The following is a 448-nucleotide window of genomic DNA, read 5'->3' as shown; positions in this document are numbered from 1 at the left end:
TTGGTTAAGTCCTCGATCGATTAGTATTCGTCAGCTGCACGTGTCGCCACGCTTCCACCTCGAACCTATCTACCTCATCGTCTTTGAGGGATCTTACTTGCTTGCGCAATGGGAAATCTCATCTTGAGGGGGGCTTCGTGCTTAGATGCTTTCAGCACTTATCCCGGCCACACATAGCTACCCAGCGATGCCCTTGGCAGAACAACTGGTACACCAGCGGTGTGTCCATCCCGGTCCTCTCGTACTAAGGACAGCTCCTCTCAAATTTCCTGCGCCCGCGACGGATAGGGACCGAACTGTCTCACGACGTTCTGAACCCAGCTCGCGTACCGCTTTAATGGGCGAACAGCCCAACCCTTGGGACCGACTACAGCCCCAGGATGCGATGAGCCGACATCGAGGTGCCAAACCTCCCCGTCGATGTGGACTCTTGGGGGAGATAAGCCTG

General features: G+C 55.8%; 1 rRNA gene. It reads right to left on the bottom strand.

The features are described from left to right. Positions 1–448: ribosomal RNA gene (locus K8U60_RS18950) — 23S ribosomal RNA — on the bottom strand; the annotation flags it as partial.

It is taken from the genome of Planococcus circulans, from assembly GCF_020023385.1.
Classification (GTDB): Bacteria; Bacillota; Bacilli; order Bacillales_A; family Planococcaceae; genus Planococcus.
This window is presented reverse-complemented; position numbering and strand designations above follow the sequence as displayed.